This window comes from Streptococcus oralis (assembly GCF_019929365.1).
GTDB lineage: Bacteria > Bacillota > Bacilli > Lactobacillales > Streptococcaceae > Streptococcus > Streptococcus oralis_BT.
Genome location: NZ_JAHZPH010000007.1, coordinates 50758 through 66124, shown reverse-complemented (window position 1 = coordinate 66124; position 15367 = coordinate 50758). Strand labels below are relative to the sequence as shown.

Below are 15367 nucleotides of genomic sequence, written 5' to 3'. Positions count from 1 at the left end.
ATAGTAGAAAACTTTTAAAGCAGTCCAGAGAGGCAGCTAAGGTTAGACAGTGAAAGGGTGGAGACTACCCGTTTTTCGTGGAACCTAGCTGCTAGCAGGTTCCTTTTTTTGAGCAATGGACTGTCAGCAAAGAATAGGAGAAAAGAATGCGTGAGAGTCGCCCAGTCATTGCTCTGGATTTTCCAAGTTTCGAGGAAGCCAAAGAATTTTTAGCCCTTTTTCCAGCAGAGGAAAAACTCTATGTCAAAGTTGGAATGGAGATCTACTATGCAGTAGGTCCCGAGGTTGTGCGTTATTTGAAATCATTGGGACATAGTGTTTTTTTGGATCTCAAGTTGCATGATATTCCAAATACGGTCAAGTCAACAATGAAAATCTTGTCAAGTCTGGGTGTCGATATGACCAATGTTCAGGCTGCAGGTGGACTTGAAATGATGCAGGCTGCGCGTGAAGGCCTTGGTGATCAAGGGATTCTTATCGCGGTGACCCAATTGACCTCAACATCCGAAGAGCAGATGCAAGACTGTCAAAATATCCAAACTAGTCTGCAGGAATCAGTGATTCACTATGCTAAGAAAACAGCTGAAGCTGGATTGGATGGAGTGGTTTGCTCAGCCCAAGAAGCCCAACTTATCAAAGAAGCTACAAACGAAGACTTTATCTGCTTGACACCAGGTATTCGACCAGCAGGTGCTGAAGCAGGGGATCAAAAACGAGTAGTGACCCCTGGTCAAGCCTATCAAATCGGTAGTGACTACATTGTAATAGGCCGTCCAATCACACAGGCAGCAGACCCTGTAGCAGCTTACCATGCTATCAAGGAAGAATGGACACGCGACTGGGTCTAAAGCGTATTTGATTATAGATTTAAGGATAAGAAGGAGTATACCATGACACTTGCTAGAGACATTGCTAGCCATCTATTGAAAATTCAAGCGGTTTATCTCAAACCAGAAGAGCCTTTCACTTGGGCATCTGGGATCAAGTCACCGATCTATACGGATAATCGTGTGACCCTAGCTTACCCGGAAACTAGAACTTTGATTGAAAATGGTTTTGTGGATGCTATCAAAGCAGCCTTTCCAGAGGTAGAAGTCATTGCTGGTACAGCGACAGCAGGGATTCCACACGGAGCTATCATCGCGGACAAGATGAATCTACCATTTGCCTATATCCGTAGCAAGCCAAAAGACCATGGAGCTGGAAACCAAATCGAAGGCCGTGTAGCCCAAGGCCAAAAGATGGTAGTTGTAGAAGATTTGATTTCAACTGGTGGTTCTGTTCTCGAAGCAGTGGCAGCTGCCAAGCGTGAAGGAGCAGATGTTCTCGGTGTAGTAGCTATTTTTAGTTATCAACTAGCAAAAGCAGGTAAGAACTTTGCGGATGCTGGTGTCAAATTGGTGACTCTCTCAAACTACAGTGAGCTCATCCACCTAGCTCAGGAAGAAGGCTACATCACACCAGAGGGATTGGATCTCTTAAAACGATTCAAAGAAGACCAAGAAAATTGGCAAGATGCCTAATACTCAATGAAGATCAGGTAGTCACTAGGATTACCTGATTTTTTATATGTGGGCAATAAAACAAAGCTCCCTAAAGGTAAAGATGAATATAGGATAATGGTAGAATGAGAGTCCTCTCTTTTTTGAGGCATATTCAGATAATCAGTTTGAAATCTCCAGACAAAATTTTTGAAAGGATTCTGAAAAAGAGGTAAGATAGTTTATGTAAGAAAAAGTAAACGCTTACTTAATAAGGAGGACACTTTATGTCATATAAAACAAGCAATGCAGAAGGACCTGTAGATTTTATTAACACTTATGATTTGGAGCCAATGGCGCAACAAGTTATTCCTAAAGCTGCCTTTGGTTATATCGCTAGTGGAGCAGAGGATACTTTCACTTTACGCGAGAACATCCGTGCCTTTAACCACAAACTCATCGTTCCGCATACGCTTTGCGATGTTGAAAATCCAAGTACAGAGATTGAATTTGCAGGTGAAAAATTATCTTCACCAATTATTATGGCACCTGTTGCGGCTCATAAATTGGCAAATGAGCAGGGGGAAGTAGCTACTGCGCGTGGTGTGCATGAATTTGGTTCTCTTTATACAACCAGCTCTTACTCTACCGTTGACCTTCCAGAAATTACGGAAGCTCTTCAAGGAACACCTCATTGGTTCCAATTTTACTTTAGTAAGGATGACGGCATTAACCGCCATATCATGGACCGTGTGAAGGCTGAAGGCTACAAAGCGATTGTCTTGACGGCGGATGCAACTGTAGGGGGCAATCGTGAGGTCGACAAGCGCAATGGTTTTGTCTTCCCAGTTGGTATGCCCATTGTTGAGGAATACCTGCCAGAAGGTGCTGGTAAATCAATGGACTTTGTTTACAAATCAGCCAAACAACGCCTATCTCCACGCGATGTCGAATTTATCGCTGCATACTCTGGTCTTCCTGTGTATGTCAAGGGGCCACAATGCCGTGAGGACGTTGAACGTTCTCTTGCCGCAGGTGCTTCTGGTATCTGGGTAACCAACCACGGTGGCCGCCAAATCGATGGTGGACCAGCTGCCTTTGACTCGCTTCAAGAAGTGGCTGAAGCAGTTGATAAACGTGTGCCAATTGTCTTTGACTCTGGTGTTCGTCGCGGTCAACACGTCTTTAAAGCCTTGGCTTCAGGAGCAGACTTGGTAGCTATTGGTCGCCCTGTGATCTATGGTTTGGCTCTTGGTGGTAGTGTTGGTGTGCGTCAAGTCTTTGAGCACTTAAATGCAGAATTGAAGACAGTCATGCAGTTATCTGGAACTCAGACTATTGAGGATGTCAAACACTTCAAACTCCGTCATAACCCATACAACCCAACCTTCCCAGTCGATCCTCGTGATTTGAAATTGTATTGATAAAGTAGACGGCCTCCACCTGATGTGGAGGTTTTTGATGTCTTAGAATATATTTAACATTTCTAGTGTTATATAAAAATCAATTTTTATAGTTGACAAATGTAGATTTTTGGAATATACTGATAACTGTAATCGACAAACGTAGATTTAGGAGGTGTGATTATGCAGATTTCAGATGCAGAATGGCAGGTCATGAAGATTATTTGGATGCAAGGAGAGCAGACCAGTACGGATTTGATCAGGGTTCTGGCGGAGCGCTTTGACTGGTCCAAGTCGACCATTCAAACTCTTTTGGCTCGTTTAGTAGAGAAAGAGTGTCTGACAAGGAAAAAAGAAGGCAAGTTCTTTGTCTATTCAGCCCTTTTAACTTTGGACCAAAGTCGGGATTTACTTGTCCAAGATATCAAGGACAAGGTTTGTTCTCGCAGGATTAAGAACTTGTTGGCTGATTTGATTGCTGAATGTGATTTTACTCTGGCTGACTTGGAAGGCTTGGAAGAAGTGATTTCTAAGAAGAAATCAAGCGCTGTAACAGAAGTAAGATGTAATTGTATGTAAAGGAGACGTCATGTTAAATAGTATTGTAACCATTATTTGTATTGCCCTTATCGCGTTTATCTTGTTTTGGTTTTTCAAAAAGCCTGAAAAATCTGAACAAAAGGCCCAGCAAAAAAAGGGTTACCAAGAGATTCGAGTGGAAGTCAAAGGGGGCTATACGCCTGAGTTGATTATTCTTAAGAAATCAGTGCCAGCCCGTATCGTCTTTGACCGTAAGGATCCTTCACCTTGTTTGGATCAGATCGTCTTTCCAGATTTTGGTGTGCATGCGGACTTGCCTATGGGTGAAGAGTATGTAGTGGAAATCACACCTGAACAGGCTGGAGAGTATGGTTTCTCTTGTGGCATGAATATGATGCACGGTAAGATGATTGTAGAATAGGAGAATGATATGACTGAAATTGTAAAAGCAAGTCTTGAAAATGGTGTTCAAAAAATCCGTATCACGGCAGACAAAGGCTACCATCCAGCCCATATCCAGCTTCAAAAAGGAATTCCAGCTGAGATTACCTTTCATCGTGCAACCCCTTCAAACTGTTACAAGGAAATCCTTTTTGAAGAAGAAGGGATTCTAGAAGCAATCGGTGTAGACGAGGAGAAGACAATTCGTTTTACACCTCAAGAATTAGGCCAACATGAATTTTCATGTGGCATGAAGATGCAAAAGGGGAGCTATACCGTCGTTGAGAAGACGCGAAAATCTTTGTCACTTTTACAGCGTTTTTGGATTACTAGTATCTTTACTGTGCCTCTTGTGATTCTCATGATTGGGATGTCTACAGGAGGAATTAGTCACCAAGTCATGCGTTGGGGCACCTTTTTAGCCACAACACCCATTATGCTGGTAGCTGGAGTTCCATATATCAGAAGCGCCTGGGCTAGTTTTAAAAAGCACAATTCCAACATGGATACCTTGGTTGCTCTGGGAACCCTAGTGGCCTATTTCTATAGCTTAGTTGCCCTCTTCACTGGTCTGCCCGTTTACTTTGAAAGTGCTGCATTTATCCTCTTCTTCGTTCTTTTGGGGGCGGTTTTTGAGGAAAAAATGCGGAAAAATACTTCCCAAGCTGTGGAAAAATTGCTTGATTTGCAAGCTAAAACAGCAGAAGTCTTGCGTGATGATAGCTATGTTCAAGTTCCCTTGGAGCAAGTCAAGGTAGGTGATCTGATTCGAGTGCGACCTGGAGAAAAGATTGCGGTTGATGGTGTTGTAGTCGAAGGTGTCTCCAGTATTGATGAATCTATGGTGACAGGTGAGAGTCTGCCAGTGGACAAAACGGTGGGAGATACCGTCATTGGCTCTACCATCAATAATAGCGGAACGCTTGTTTTTGGGGCAGAAAAAGTTGGCTCGGAGACAGTCTTGGCTCAGATTGTGGACTTTGTGAAGAAAGCCCAGACCAGCCGCGCACCGATTCAGGATTTGACGGATAAGATTTCAGGAATTTTTGTCCCAGCAGTTGTCATTTTAGCGATTTTGACTTTTTGGATTTGGTTTGTCTTGCTTGGGGCTAGCTTTGTGACCTCTCTTCTTTATGGGGTGGCAGTTTTGATTATCGCCTGCCCTTGTGCCCTAGGTCTTGCAACACCAACAGCCCTCATGGTGGGGACAGGACGCAGTGCCAAGATAGGAGTTCTCCTCAAAAATGGAACCGTCTTACAGGAAATCCAGAAAATCCAAACTCTCGTCTTTGATAAGACAGGAACTTTGACAGAAGGAAAACCAGTGGTCACCGATATCATTGGCGATGAGACAGAAGTACTTAGCTTAGCTGCCTCTTTGGAAGAAGCCTCTCAACACCCACTGGCTCAAGCTATTGTCAAGCGAGCGAGTGAAGCAGGACTTGAGCTTCATACTGTGGAAAATTTCCAAGCCTTGCATGGAAAAGGTGTTTCAGGGCAAATCAATGGGAAACAAGTCTTGCTTGGAAATGCTAAAATGCTAGATGGCATGGATATTTCTAGTGCTTATCAGGAAAAACTTGAAGAACTGGAAAAAGAAGCTAAGACAGTTGTGTACTTGGCTGTTGATAATGAAATCAAAGGCTTGCTTGCCTTGCAAGATATTCCCAAGGAAAATGCTAAGTTCGCTATCAATCAGCTGAAAAAACGTGGTCTCCGAACAGTCATGCTGACAGGAGATAATGCTGGCGTGGCGCGTGCCATTGCAGATCAGATCGGCATTGAAGAGGTCATTGCAGGTGTTCTGCCAGAAGAAAAAGCGCATGAAATCCATCAACTGCAAGAGGCTGGTAAGGTAGCCTTTATCGGAGATGGTATCAATGATGCGCCAGCCCTCAGTGTGGCGGATGTGGGGATTGCCATGGGTGCAGGAACCGATATTGCTATTGAGTCAGCAGGGATTGTTCTTACTCACAATGATTTGACTGGAGTTGTTCGTGCCTTTGACATGAGCAAGAAAACCTTCAATCGTATCTTGCTAAACCTCTTCTGGGCCTTTATCTACAATGTCATCGGAATTCCGATTGCAGCAGGAGTCTTTTCAGGAATTGGTCTCGTTCTCAATCCAGAACTGGCAGGTCTAGCCATGGCCTTTAGTTCTGTATCTGTTTTGACCAGTTCACTCATGCTAAACTTTAGTAAAATAGACTAAAAGCGAGCTTGCTCGCTTTTTATTATAAAACAGTTCTACAAAGCGCTTTCAATCTGTGCTGTAATAGAGAATGCAAACTTCTGAGCACATTCTTAGGATACTCAAAGTAAATGTGGTAAATTAGGATTGTAAATTTACTGAATCGCTTTCAAACAACATATAAAAGCGCTTTTTGTAAATGTATGAAATTATTTTGAAGGAGAGTTATCATTATGACTCAAGGGAAAATTACTGCATCTGCAGCAATGCTCAACGTATTGAAAACATGGGGCGTAGACACAATCTACGGTATCCCATCAGGAACACTCAGCTCACTCATGGACGCTTTGGCTGAAGACAAAGATATCCGCTTCTTGCAAGTTCGCCACGAAGAAACAGGTGCTCTTGCAGCGGTCATGCAAGCTAAATTTGGCGGCTCAATCGGGGTTGCAGTTGGTTCAGGTGGTCCAGGTGCGACTCACTTGATTAACGGTGTTTACGATGCAGCTATGGATAACACTCCATTCCTTGCTATCCTTGGATCACGTCCTGTTAACGAACTCAACATGGATGCCTTCCAAGAATTGAACCAAAACCCAATGTACAACGGTATCGCTGTCTACAACAAACGTGTAGCATACGCTGAGCAATTACCAAAAGTAATTGACGAAGCTTGCCGTGCTGCAGTTTCTAAAAAAGGTCCAGCTGTTGTTGAAATTCCAGTAAACTTCGGTTTCCAAGAAATCGACGAAAACTCATACTACGGTTCAGGTTCATACGAACGTTCATTCATCGCTCCTGCCTTGAACGAAGTTGAAATTGACAAAGCTGTTGAAATCTTGAACAATGCTGAACGTCCAGTTATCTACGCTGGTTACGGTGGTGTTAAAGCTGGTGAAGTGATTACTGAATTGTCACGTAAAATCAAAGCACCAATCATCACAACTGGTAAAAACTTTGAAGCCTTTGAATGGAACTACGAAGGTTTGACAGGTTCTGCTTACCGTGTTGGTTGGAAACCAGCCAACGAAGTGGTCTTTGAAGCAGACACAGTTCTTTTCCTTGGTTCAAACTTCCCATTTGCTGAAGTTTACGAAGCCTTCAAGAACACTGAAAAATTCATCCAAGTCGATATCGACCCTTACAAACTTGGTAAACGTCATGCCCTTGACGCTTCTATCCTTGGTGACGCAGGTCAAGCAGCGAAAGCTATCCTTGATAAAGTAAACCCAGTAGAATCTACTCCATGGTGGCGTGCAAACGTGAAGAACAACCAAAACTGGCGTGATTACATGAACAAACTCGAAGGTAAAACTGAGGGTGAATTGCAATTGTACCAAGTTTACAATGCCATTAATAAACATGCTGACCAAGACGCTATCTACTCAATCGACGTAGGTGACACTACTCAAACATCTACTCGTCACCTTCACATGACACCTAAGAACATGTGGCGTACATCTCCACTCTTTGCGACAATGGGTATTGCCCTTCCTGGTGGTATCGCTGCTAAGAAAGACAATCCAGATCGCCAAGTATGGAACATCATGGGTGACGGTGCATTCAACATGTGCTACCCAGACGTTATCACAAACGTTCAATACGACCTTCCAGTTATCAACGTTGTCTTCTCAAATGGTAAATATGCCTTCATCAAGGACAAATACGAAGACACAAACAAACACTTGTTTGGCTGTGACTTCCCTAACGCTGACTACGCTAAAATCGCTGAAGCTCAAGGAGCTGTTGGATTTACAGTTGACCGTATCGAAGACATCGACGCAGTCGTTGCAGAAGCTGTTAAACTCAACAAAGAAGGCAAGACTGTTGTCATCGATGCTCACATCACTCAACACCGTCCACTTCCAGTAGAGGTACTTGAACTCGATCCAAAACTTCACTCAGAAGAAGCAATCAAAGCCTTTAAGGAAAAATACGAAGCAGAAGAACTCGTACCATTCCGCCTCTTCTTGGAAGAAGAAGGATTGCAATCACGCGCAATCAAATAATTCCTCTCATCGAAAATCAAATGTAAACTTTGCAGATTTTATTCTTTGATTTTCTTAGAGTAGAACTTGAAAAGATCGGAGCAATCCGGTCTTTTTATGGAGGATAGTAAATGAATTTAAATCAATTAGATATCATCGTTTCAAATGTTCCCCAGGTCTGTGCTGACTTGGAGCGTATTTTGGATAAAAAAGCCGATTATGTTGACGACAGTTTTGCTCAGTTCACGATTGGCAGTCATTGTCTCATGTTGTCTCAAAATCATTTGATTTCTTTGGAAAACTTTCAGTCAGGAATCATTCTTCACATAGAGATTGATGATGTAGAGCAGAACTACAAACGGTTGAAAGAGCTTGGTGCCGACATTTTACACGGTCCGGCTGTAACTGATTGGGGGACAGAATCCTTGCTTGTAAAAGGTCCAGCTAGTTTAGTGATTGATTTTTATCGTATGAAATAGGTCGCTTAATCATTTGATGTTAACCTTAATCATTCTTAAAACAGATTATGAGAATATGAATTATTGAAAGATCGGAGCAATCCGGTCTTTTTCTGTTTCCTCTTTCTTATCACAAGATTGTGATAGTTTACATCTTCATAACAAAAGCTACAAAGTCTTGATTGTTTTGAAAAAAGATTATAAAATATGATTCATAAAAAATGAAAGAGGCTTTGAAAATGTCTGAAAAACAAATGAAAATTTTGGGTTGGGTAGCGACCTTCATGTCTGTTATGATGTACGTGTCTTACTTCCCACAAATTATGAACAACCTGGCTGGTCAAAAAGGCAACTTCATCCAACCCTTAGTCGCAGCCATCAACTGTAGTCTATGGGTTTATTACGGTCTTTTCAAGAAAGAAAGAGATATTCCCCTTGCGGCTGCTAATGCGCCAGGTATCGTTTTTGGCCTAGTAACGGCTATCACAGCTTTGGTTTAAAAAGTTTAAAATAGTTAGTATTCTTGTATCCTTTTTTATATTCTGTTAAAATAGAAGCCTAACGAAAGTTTAGGAGTGAATCAAGATGTCGACGAGTTTCTTTTTATTATTTGGCTGTATGATATTAGCGTTTGCTGCCTTTACGTATTTTATGTTCAATGAGTTGATTTTTAGTAGTTATTTAGATGATAAAAAATGTACTGAAAAAACTGAAGGAAAAATCACAAGATATTCTGCATTTCTTTATAACGATGTTAGTCTCCCAGTTGTAGAATACACTGTTGACGGGAATCAGTATAAGGTAGTGGGACCAAAATTTCTTTCTAGCGTATCAAAAACAGTTGCAACACCACTTAATTCTATCGTTTCTGAAGTAAAGTTGGAAGGTTTCGATAATGGAGAAATTCCACAAGTGTTAAGGTATCAGGTACGGCGAAATAGTTTCATTTCTGTAACAAAATCACCACTTATGGAGCGCTTCCCAATCGGCGGAAAGGTTACTGTTTACTATGATCCGAACAAACCTAAACTTTCTTACGTGGAAAGACCGTTAAAGCTAGGTCGATTTTTATGGCTGACTAAATTATCAGTCTATCTTCTTATTCTAATGATGCTTGTTTCAGCTGTTTACATCATGTTTGTCCTTCCAAATCTTGTCAAATAGAAGTTGATTATTTTGTTCCAAAGCTCAACTTTCCATCATACGGTTCTATGTTTATACATAGAATCGTTTTTTGCTGAAGAAATCTTTGAAGAGGATTTCTTTAAAAAATCGAACCCTGAAAATTTGTCGGATTAAATGGAATCATATAATAGAATCATTATTCCGCAGTATTTCACAAGTAAAGGTCTGGATATTGGGGTATAATATAAGTAAATGAAGCAGTAAAATAAGAAAGTGGATAGAGATATGACTGAAAAACTAACTTTTCCAGAAGGATTCCTCTGGGGTGGTGCAACGGCAGCTAATCAATGTGAGGGTGCTTATAATCAGGACGGTCGTGGTCTTGCTAACGTCGATGTAGTCCCCATTGGACCTGACCGTGAAGCCATTATCACAGGTCAGAAAAAGATGTTTTCGTTTGAGGAGGGCTATTTTTACCCAGCGAAGGAAGCCATTGATATGTACCATCATTACAAGGAAGATATTGCGCTTTTTGCAGAAATGGGCTTTAAAACCTATCGGCTTTCCATCGCTTGGACTCGGATTTTTCCTCAAGGTGACGAAGCAGAGCCAAATGAAGCTGGTCTAGCCTTTTATGAGGATTTGTTTAAGGAATGCCACAAGTATGGGATTGAACCTCTGGTGACCATCACGCATTTTGACTGCCCCATGCACTTAATTAGGGAGTACGGTGGTTGGCGCAATCGTCGCATGTTGGACTTTTACGCAAATCTCTGTCGCACCCTCTTTACCCGTTACAAGGGCTTGGTCAAGTACTGGCTAACCTTTAACGAAATCAACATGATTCTGCATGCCCCTTTTTTAGGGGCTGGGATTTGTTTTGAAGAAGGAGAAAATCAAGAACAGGTTAAATACCAAGCAGCCCACCATGAGCTGGTAGCCTCGGCTATGGCGACTAAAATTGCCCACGAAATTGATCCAGAAAACAAGGTGGGATGTATGTTGGCAGCAGGGCAATATTATCCTAACACAGCCCATCCGAGAGACTACTGGGCAGCTATGGAGCAAGACCGCAAGAGTTACTTCTTCATTGACGTCCAAGCGCGTGGGGAATACCCAAACTATGCCAAGAAGCAGTGGGAGCGTGAGAGAATTAAGATTGAAATGACGACAGAAGATTTAGATTTGTTAAAGAATCACACTGTTGACTTTGTTTCCTTCTCTTACTATGCGAGTCGAGTGGCTTCAGGCGACCCAGAAGTGAGGGATCTGACAGCTGGAAATGTCTTTGCCTCTATCAAAAATCCCTATCTGGAATCCTCAGAATGGGGTTGTATCGATCTGGTTTCAGCTGGAACGGGCGAGATGAACAAGCGCTATGGTTTTATCTATGTGGATCGTGATAATGCAGGTCAAGGAAGTCTCAAACGGAGCAAGAAGAAATCCTTCTACTGGTACAAGGATGTCATTGCCAGCAATGGTGCAAGTATTAAGTAGAGCACATTTGTTCACTATTTTTATAAAATCTTCTCTCTACTTTATAAGATGTGAAAAAGAGTTCAATTAGATCAAGCTTTTTGCTATAATGAGGGAAGAAAAATAGACAGGAGAATAAGATGTCAGAACCATTATTTTTACAATCAGTTATGCAAGAAAAAATCTGGGGTGGAACCAAGCTACGTGATGAGTTTGGTTATGACATTCCAAGTGAAAAAATTGGCGAATACTGGGCCATCTCTGCTCACCCAAATGGTGTCTCTAAAGTCGCTAATGGGCGCTTTGAGGGAACAGATCTAGCTTCTTTGTATGCGGAACACCGTGAATTGTTTGGCAACCGTCCAGAACCTGTATTTCCACTTTTGACCAAGATTCTCGATGCCAACGACTGGCTCAGTGTACAAGTTCACCCAGACGATGCCTATGGATTAGAGCATGAAGGCGAGCTCGGGAAAACAGAGTGCTGGTACATCATCGCTGCGGATGAAGGTTCAGAGATTATATATGGGCACAACGCCAAATCAAAAGAAGAACTTCGGCAGCAAATTGAGGACAAGAACTGGGATGCCTTGCTGACCAAAGTGCCAGTTAAGGCTGGAGATTTCTTCTATGTGCCAAGCGGTACCATGCACGCTATCGGTGCAGGCATCTTGATTCTTGAAACACAACAGTCTAGCGATACCACCTACCGTGTCTATGACTTTGACCGTAAGGACGACAAGGGCAACTTGCGTGAACTTCATCTTGAAAAATCTATCGATGTCTTGAATATTGGGGAACCTGCTAATAGCCGTCCTGTAACTATCAAAGCTGATGATTTGCGTTCAACTCTTCTTGTGTCTAATGACTTCTTCGCAGTCTACAAGTGGGAAATTACTGGAAAAGTTGACTTTGAAAAGACAGCTGACTACAGCTTGTTTAGTGTCTTGGCTGGTCAAGGTCAGCTTACTGTTGACGGAAAAAACTATCCAATCCAAAAAGGCAGCCACTTTATCCTACCAAGTGATGTTGAAGCTTGGACTTTGGAAGGACAAGGTTTGGAATTGATTGTTAGCCATCCATAAAAAGAAAGGGCCTGAGTTCATGACTCAAGTCCTTTTTGATTACATAAATTGGGCGATAAAAACCACAATGATGATAATAGGAATGATAAAACGAAGGAGGAAGAGCCAGACTTGGAAAAGTCCTTGTTTCCAGGCTCTTTCACCAAGATGAAGTTCCTCCATAGCAAGAGCTTTCCTAAAGATATAGCCTGTAAAGAGAGAAAGACAGAGGGCTCCAAATGGCATGAGAAGATTGGAAACCAAGAAGTCCATAGCATCAAAGAAAGTCTTCCCAAAGATGTGAACATCCGCCATAATACCGTAAGATAGGGCTGAAGGAATCCCGAAGATAAAGGTTAAAATCCCTAAAATAGCACTCCATTTGCCACGCTTGCTGTTATCCTGATTGGTGATATTGCCCACATTGATTTCCAGCATCACGACAGAAGAAGTGACCGTCGCAAAGAGGAAGAGCAAGAGGAAAAGGATGTAGAAAATAGTTCCAAAAGGCATCTTATCAAAGAGTTGGGGCAAGACGATAAAGAGCAGGCTCGGTCCCCCTTCAGACTGGATATTGAAGGCTGACATGGCTGGGAAAATGGCTAGTCCTGCCATGATGGATACTGAGATGTTCATGGCTACGATGGAAATCCCTGACTGAACTAGATTGGTTTTCTTGTCCAAGTAGGAAGCATAGGTCAGCATGGCTGTCACCCCTAGTGAGAGGGCAAAGAAAGATTGTCCCAGAGCATAGAGGAGACCAGCGCTAGTTAGTTTTGAAAAGTCTGGTTTGAGGAAGTAGAGAACGCCTTCCATGGCATTTGGCAAGCTAAGAGAGCGCCCGATGATGACGACAAAGATGATAAAGAGTAGCGGCATCATGACTTTCGAGGCTCTTTCAATCCCTTTTTGAACCCCACGTGATACAATAAAGATATTCAATAAGATAAAGGTTGCTTGAGCTCCTAGGGCAATGGCTGGATTTGAAATGATTGAAGTAAATAACTGAGCATAATCACCCGTTCCACCAAGTTGGAACAATTTCCCAAGCTCAATACCCAGATAGACTAAAATCCAACCTCCAATAACACTGTAAAAGGAGAGAAGGATAAAGAGGGCAAAGGCACCAATCCAACCGATAAAGTTGTACTTGTTATTGTTGCCTAGTTTCCCAAAGGTTTTGATAGCGGAAACACCAGCGCTACGACCAAGGGCAAATTCAGCCAGAAGGAGTGGGAAACCGATTAAAATAGTGGAAATGAGAAAGACTAGTAAAAAGCCTCCACCGCCATTAGCAGCAGTCATGTAGGGGAATTTCCAAACGGCTCCAAGTCCAATGGCTGAGCCAGCAGATGCTAGGATGAAGCCTAATTTAGAACCCCATTGCGATTTTTCTGACATAGTTGAAACTCCAATCTTGTTTTTTAAAATAAGAAAAGGCTACTTGAGCTGTCAAATAGCCTTCTCTCAATGGCTCTCTATGAGCCTTCTGCTTGATTGATAGACTTGACTATCCTATCATGTTTTCTAAGGTCTGTCAAGAAAACCATTTTCAAGTTTTCACACCGTTCTCAAAAAGTAAAAAATTTCGCAAAAACACTTGACTCTGACCTAAGGGGAGGGGATATACTATGATTGTAAGGAGGAAATCATGTACCACATAAAAGAAGCTGCGCAGCTTTCAGGTGTCTCTGTCAAGACCCTGCACCACTATGACAAGATAGGACTTTTGGTCCCCTTAAAGTCGGAAAACGGCTATCGAACCTACAGTCAGGAGGATTTGGAACGCCTTCAGGTTATTCTTTACTACAAATATCTAGGCTTTTCTTTAGAAAAAATAGCAGAGCTATTAAAGGGAGAAACATCAGATTTATTGCCTCATTTGACTAGGCAGTTGGACTATTTGACCCAAGAAAGAGAACATCTGGATACCTTGATTTCCACTTTGCAAAAAACCATTCAAGAACAAAAAGGAGAAAGAAAAATGACGATTGAGGAAAAATTCACTGGATTTAGCTATCAAGACAATCAAAAATACCACCAAGAAGCGGTAGAGAAGTATGGACAGGAAGTCATGGACCAAGCGCTTGAACGCCAAAATGGTAGAGAAGATGAGGCTACTGCCGCTTTTAACCAAGTTTTTCAAGCTTTAGCTCAAAACCTTAAAAATGGACTAGCTGCAACAGCAGCCGAAAACCAAGAGCAAGCTGCCAAACTCTTGCAGGCCATCCGTACTTATGGATTTGACTGCTCTATTGAAGTATTCGGTCATATCGGCAAAGGCTACGTCTACAACCCAGAGTTTAAGGAAAATATTGACAAATTTGGACCTGGAACAGCTCAGTACACATCAGATGTCATTACCCACTATGTTCAAACTCAGATAAAATAAGCATCGCTGGAGATTTGTCCTGCTCCGCTAAAAAAGCTAAATCTTCTGTTTAACTTTTTAGGGAGCAGGTCATTTTAGTTGTTATCTTTTTGGAAAGCATTCTGGCCCCAGACTCTTTACTTTGTTGCTAAAGGGAAATTCATTTTTAAAGTTTTTGCATTGTCAACTCTGAGTGATTAGTTCGCCTTGATAAAATAAGTAAAAAAAGATATGATAGTAGGAGAAAAACGAGGTTAAGAGTGATGGACAAAAGTAGAATTAAAACAGAAACACAGCAGGTAATTGAAGATGTTTTGGAAAAGGCTGGATTGCGTGAAGGAAGCCTCTTTGTCCTAGGTTTATCCTCTAGTGAAGTTTTAGGCGGCCATATAGGCAAGGAATCCAGTCAAGAAATTGGGGAAATCATTGTGAAGACCATCCTAGATATCCTAGAGGAAAAAGGAATTCATCTAGCCGTTCAAGGTTGTGAACACGTCAATCGAGCCCTCGTTGTTGAACGTCAGGTGGCAGAGCAGTTTGGTCTGGAAATCGTCAGTGTCCTTCCAACTCTTCATGCGGGAGGTTCAGGTCAGTTGGCGGCCTTCAAGTTTATGCAGGATCCAGTTGAGGTGGAATTTATCAAGGCTTATGCGGGATTGGATATCGGAGATACCGCAATTGGCATGCATGTCAAGCATGTGCAGGTTCCGATTCGACCAGTTTTGCGTGAGATTGGCCATGCCCATGTAACCGCTCTAGCTAGTCGTCCAAAGCTAATCGGGGGTGCGCGTGCGCAGTATCCAGAAGATTCTATTAGAAAGATATGAGA

The 15367-nt window shown here is 42.2% G+C and carries 15 protein-coding genes; 14 read left to right on the top strand and 1 reads right to left on the bottom strand.

Annotated features, from left to right (window positions below; all coding sequences use genetic code 11):
• The first annotated feature begins 146 nt into the window (after positions 1-146).
• The 12 genes from pyrF (at position 147) to manA (ending at position 12188) form a co-directional block, all read left to right on the top strand.
• The gene (gene pyrF, locus K1I53_RS08185) at positions 147-848 is read left to right on the top strand and encodes an orotidine-5'-phosphate decarboxylase (RefSeq protein WP_038804435.1); all 702 of its coding nucleotides are present in this window, start codon (positions 147-149) and stop codon (positions 846-848) included.
• 42 nt (positions 849-890) lie between these two features.
• Complete coding sequence (gene pyrE, locus K1I53_RS08180; protein WP_223329017.1) at positions 891-1523, top strand: orotate phosphoribosyltransferase; 633 nt, start codon at positions 891-893, stop codon at positions 1521-1523.
• 245 nt (positions 1524-1768) lie between these two features.
• The gene (gene lctO, locus K1I53_RS08175) at positions 1769-2905 is read left to right on the top strand and encodes an L-lactate oxidase (RefSeq protein ID WP_000120736.1); all 1137 of its coding nucleotides are present in this window, start codon (positions 1769-1771) and stop codon (positions 2903-2905) included.
• Positions 2906-3067: 162 nt separating this feature from the next.
• Complete coding sequence (locus K1I53_RS08170) at positions 3068-3463, top strand: CopY/TcrY family copper transport repressor (RefSeq protein ID WP_049485389.1); 396 nt, start codon at positions 3068-3070, stop codon at positions 3461-3463.
• Positions 3464-3473: 10 nt separating this feature from the next.
• Positions 3474-3845, top strand: coding sequence for a cupredoxin domain-containing protein (locus K1I53_RS08165; RefSeq protein ID WP_038804415.1), 372 nt, complete (start codon positions 3474-3476; stop codon positions 3843-3845).
• Positions 3846-3854: 9 nt separating this feature from the next.
• Positions 3855-6077, top strand: coding sequence for a heavy metal translocating P-type ATPase (locus tag K1I53_RS08160; RefSeq protein ID WP_223329015.1), 2223 nt, complete (start codon positions 3855-3857; stop codon positions 6075-6077).
• 212 nt (positions 6078-6289) lie between these two features.
• Complete coding sequence (gene spxB, locus K1I53_RS08155) at positions 6290-8065, top strand: pyruvate oxidase (protein ID WP_000191806.1); 1776 nt, start codon at positions 6290-6292, stop codon at positions 8063-8065.
• Between the two features lie 110 nt (positions 8066-8175).
• Positions 8176-8523: a VOC family protein gene (locus K1I53_RS08150; RefSeq protein ID WP_223329014.1), complete on the top strand. Its 348-nt coding sequence runs from the start codon at positions 8176-8178 to the stop codon at positions 8521-8523.
• A gap of 218 nt (positions 8524-8741) precedes the next feature.
• Positions 8742-9002: a SemiSWEET family transporter gene (locus K1I53_RS08145; RefSeq protein WP_001291474.1), complete on the top strand. Its 261-nt coding sequence runs from the start codon at positions 8742-8744 to the stop codon at positions 9000-9002.
• An 85-nt stretch (positions 9003-9087) separates the two neighbouring features.
• Positions 9088-9666 (top strand): DUF3592 domain-containing protein, encoded by a 579-nt coding sequence (locus tag K1I53_RS08140; RefSeq protein WP_038804409.1) that lies wholly within the window; start codon positions 9088-9090, stop codon positions 9664-9666.
• A 246-nt stretch (positions 9667-9912) separates the two neighbouring features.
• Positions 9913-11124, top strand: a complete 1212-nt coding sequence (locus K1I53_RS08135) for a 6-phospho-beta-glucosidase (RefSeq protein WP_223329013.1) — start codon at positions 9913-9915, stop codon at positions 11122-11124.
• Positions 11125-11243: 119 nt separating this feature from the next.
• Complete coding sequence (gene manA, locus K1I53_RS08130) at positions 11244-12188, top strand: mannose-6-phosphate isomerase, class I (RefSeq protein ID WP_223329012.1); 945 nt, start codon at positions 11244-11246, stop codon at positions 12186-12188.
• 39 nt (positions 12189-12227) lie between these two features.
• On the opposite strand, the gene K1I53_RS08125 is transcribed toward manA, so the two are convergent.
• Entirely contained in the window at positions 12228-13568 is a 1341-nt protein-coding gene (locus K1I53_RS08125) for a sodium-dependent transporter (RefSeq protein ID WP_223329011.1), read from the bottom strand.
• A 250-nt stretch (positions 13569-13818) separates the two neighbouring features.
• Here K1I53_RS08125 and K1I53_RS08120 point away from each other — a divergent pair, with 250 nt between their 5' ends.
• Both K1I53_RS08120 and K1I53_RS08115 read left to right on the top strand, forming a co-directional pair.
• On the top strand, positions 13819-14559 hold the full coding sequence (locus K1I53_RS08120; RefSeq protein ID WP_038804404.1) for a MerR family transcriptional regulator: 741 nt from the start codon (positions 13819-13821) through the stop codon (positions 14557-14559).
• A 242-nt stretch (positions 14560-14801) separates the two neighbouring features.
• A complete protein-coding gene (locus K1I53_RS08115) occupies positions 14802-15365 on the top strand; it encodes a TIGR01440 family protein (RefSeq protein WP_223329010.1) in 564 nt (187 codons plus the stop codon).
• The last annotated feature ends 2 nt before the right edge of the window (positions 15366-15367 follow it).

Coding starts and splice junctions, on each gene's coding strand:
- pyrF (WP_038804435.1), top strand. CDS start 147: ATGCGTGAGAGTCGCCCAGTCATTGCTCTGGATTTTCCAAGTTTCGAG.
- pyrE (WP_223329017.1), top strand. CDS start 891: ATGACACTTGCTAGAGACATTGCTAGCCATCTATTGAAAATTCAAGCG.
- lctO (WP_000120736.1), top strand. CDS start 1,769: ATGTCATATAAAACAAGCAATGCAGAAGGACCTGTAGATTTTATTAAC.
- K1I53_RS08170 (WP_049485389.1), top strand. CDS start 3,068: ATGCAGATTTCAGATGCAGAATGGCAGGTCATGAAGATTATTTGGATG.
- K1I53_RS08165 (WP_038804415.1), top strand. CDS start 3,474: ATGTTAAATAGTATTGTAACCATTATTTGTATTGCCCTTATCGCGTTT.
- K1I53_RS08160 (WP_223329015.1), top strand. CDS start 3,855: ATGACTGAAATTGTAAAAGCAAGTCTTGAAAATGGTGTTCAAAAAATC.
- spxB (WP_000191806.1), top strand. CDS start 6,290: ATGACTCAAGGGAAAATTACTGCATCTGCAGCAATGCTCAACGTATTG.
- K1I53_RS08150 (WP_223329014.1), top strand. CDS start 8,176: ATGAATTTAAATCAATTAGATATCATCGTTTCAAATGTTCCCCAGGTC.
- K1I53_RS08145 (WP_001291474.1), top strand. CDS start 8,742: ATGTCTGAAAAACAAATGAAAATTTTGGGTTGGGTAGCGACCTTCATG.
- K1I53_RS08140 (WP_038804409.1), top strand. CDS start 9,088: ATGTCGACGAGTTTCTTTTTATTATTTGGCTGTATGATATTAGCGTTT.
- K1I53_RS08135 (WP_223329013.1), top strand. CDS start 9,913: ATGACTGAAAAACTAACTTTTCCAGAAGGATTCCTCTGGGGTGGTGCA.
- manA (WP_223329012.1), top strand. CDS start 11,244: ATGTCAGAACCATTATTTTTACAATCAGTTATGCAAGAAAAAATCTGG.
- K1I53_RS08125 (WP_223329011.1), bottom strand. CDS start 13,568: ATGTCAGAAAAATCGCAATGGGGTTCTAAATTAGGCTTCATCCTAGCA.
- K1I53_RS08120 (WP_038804404.1), top strand. CDS start 13,819: ATGTACCACATAAAAGAAGCTGCGCAGCTTTCAGGTGTCTCTGTCAAG.
- K1I53_RS08115 (WP_223329010.1), top strand. CDS start 14,802: ATGGACAAAAGTAGAATTAAAACAGAAACACAGCAGGTAATTGAAGAT.